The 2,640-nt window shown below is 69.1% G+C and carries 2 protein-coding genes; both read right to left on the reverse strand.

Features of this window, described 5'->3' with window-relative positions:
• A partial coding sequence (locus ACE3TU_RS21195; protein ID WP_374627844.1) for a 3-hydroxyacyl-CoA dehydrogenase NAD-binding domain-containing protein occupies positions 1-1,489 on the reverse strand: 1,489 nt, incomplete at its 3' end.
• Between the two features lie 31 nt (positions 1,490-1,520).
• The coding region (locus ACE3TU_RS21200) for an acyl-CoA dehydrogenase domain-containing protein (RefSeq protein WP_374627845.1) at positions 1,521-2,640 on the reverse strand (1,120 nt) is incomplete at its 5' end.

Here is a 2,640-nt window from a genome sequence, read left to right on the forward strand (position 1 = left end):
GAAAACCCGGCGCCGACTTGACCACCACCGGCGACTTGCCGATGGCGAGGGCAAAGCTCGCGCCCCGCGAGATGTCGAGGTCGGTGTTGAATTTCGATCGCACCACCTCGACCAGCGGCAACTGCGCTACCGGGTTGAAGAAGTGCAGGCCGATCAGGCGGCTGGGGTTGCGCAGCGGCTCGGCGATGCGCTCGAGCTCGATCGAGGACGTGTTGGTGGCAAGGATCGCGCCCGGCCGGGCCCGCAGCTCGGCATCGGCGAAGATCTGCCGCTTGATCTCGAGCTTCTCGACCACCGCCTCGATCACCAAGTCGGCCCGCGCCAGCCCCTTGCCCTCGGGATCGGCCTCGATCCGGGCGATCGCGTTGTCGATCTCGGTGCGCGTCCTGAGCCGCTTCCTGAACAGCGACTTGGCCCGGCCCAGCGCCGGCTTGATGCGCTCGAGATCGAGGTCCTGCAGCGTCACCCCCATGCCGCGCAGCGCGCACCAGGCGGCGATGTCGCCCCCCATCACGCCGGCACCGATCACGTGGACGCGCCGGAACACCGGTTTCTCCGTGCCCCGCACGCCCTGCTTCTTGAGGCTTTCGGACAGAAAGAACACCCGCCGCAGGTTCGCCGCGGTCGGCGTGCCCATCAGCGGCGCGAAGCCGCCGATCTCCCCCTTGCACATGGCGCGCCAGTCGTCGCCGTGCTGCTGGTAGAGGTCGATCAGCGCGTACGGGGCCGGATAGTGCTCCTTGCGGGCCTTCCTGCCGACCTCGGCGCGCATCCGGTCGGCGGTGAACCGGCGCAGCGGTCCGAGCGCCGCAAGCCGCTTCGACCAGTGCGCCACCCGGCTCTCCCGCCGCTGCAGCACCGCCTTGCGCGCTTCCCAGCGCAGCATGTCGCGATGCCGCACCAGCTTGTCGACGAGGCCCATGCGGCGCGCCTGCGAGGCCCTGAGCAGCTTGCCGGTGAGCATAATCTGCATGGCATCGACCGGCCCCGCCTGCCGCATCGACCGGCCGGTCCCGCCGAAGCCGGGGAAGATGCCGAGATTGACCTCGGGAAAGCCGATGCGGGTCGCGTCCGCATTCACCGCGATGCGGTACCGGCAGGCGAGCGCCAGTTCGAGGCCACCGCCGAGGCAGAAGCCGTGGATCGCGGCGACCATCGGCACCTTGAGCGCCTCGATGCGGTTGAACAGCGCATGCGCCCGCTCCAGCGCCGCCACCAGCACGCCGGGGTCGGCCATCTCGTCGAACTCGCTGACGTCCGCTCCCGCGATGAAGCCCGAGTCCTTGCCCGACAGCAGCACCACGCCGGTGAGTTCGCCGCTCGCGGCCAGCGCCTCGAACGCCTCCACCAACCGCGACAGGTCGACGATGGCCTCGCGGCTCAGCGTGTTGACCGGCGATTTGGGAGTATCGACGGTCAGCCAGCCGATGCCCTCGACATCGATGCGGAACTGCCAGTGCCGGCTGGTGGGGATTTCCGTCCGGGCCATTGCCGGCTCCTTGTTGTTGGGCGCCCGCGGCTCACTCGGCCGCGGTGCCGACCTCGGATGAGCGCCCGAGCTGGCGCGCCGCCAGTTCGTCCGGATCGAAATCGTCCACCCGGATCACCCGGTCCGTGGCCTGGTCGGCGAGCCGGAGTATCGCGGCCTCCGCCTCGGTGAGCACACCTGCGTCCACGGCGTCGGTGATCGCGTCCCGGTCGAGTCGCCTCTCTATCACGCCCTTCTTGATGGCACGCACGAACTTCGTCTCGATCTCCTCGGCCCGGGTGACCTTGATCAGCGCATCCTCGAGCACGCCCGTCACGTCCCTGGGGTCCATCGACACGAAGACCCCCTTCGTCAGCCGGTCGCGGAACTCGCCCGGCACCATCACCGAGCGGGCCAGCCGGTAGGTGGCGCGGTCCGATGCTGGCTTGGCATGCCGGCCCAGCGGGAACACCAGGGCGCGCATCAGGTTGCGCAGCACGGCATTGGGGAAATTGGCGAACACCGCCGCAAAGCTCGACTGCATCGAGAACACCAGGTCCTGGGCCACGGCATCCACCACGGCGCGGTCCGCCTCCGGCCGTCCGTCGTCCTCGTAGCGCTTGAGCACCGCGGACAGCAGGTAGAGGTCGGAGAGGATATCGGCCATGCGGCCCGACAGCCGCTGCTTGCGCTTGAGGTCGCCGCCGAGGAAGGCGACCGTCCAGTCACCGACCAGCGCGAAGCTCTGTGCGTAGCGGCTGAGCTGGCGATACCAGCGCGCCATTTCGTGGCGCACCGGGCTGGCGGCAAAGTGCCCCCCGCTCAGGGCATGGAGGAAACTCCCCGCCATGTTGCGCAGCATGAAGCTCACGTGACCGCGGAACGCCGTGTCGAAAGCCGCGACGCCGGCCTTGCGGTCCTTAGCCTGGGCCGCTTCGATCTCGGCATAGAGGTAGGGATGCGCCCGCAGGGCCCCCTGGGCGAAGGTGATCAGCGTGCGCGTGAGGATGTTCGCCCCCTCGACGGTGATCGCCACCGGGGTCGTCGCATAGGCGGCGAACAGGTAGTTCGTCGGCCCGTCCTGCACCGCGCGCCCGCCATGGATGTCCATCGCGTCATTGACCCGGTCCCGCATCGCTTCGGTGGTGCGGTACTTGAGCAGGGCGGACAGC

The sequence above is a fragment of the Devosia sp. genome (assembly GCF_041917035.1).
Classification (GTDB): Bacteria; Pseudomonadota; Alphaproteobacteria; order Rhizobiales; family Devosiaceae; genus Devosia_A.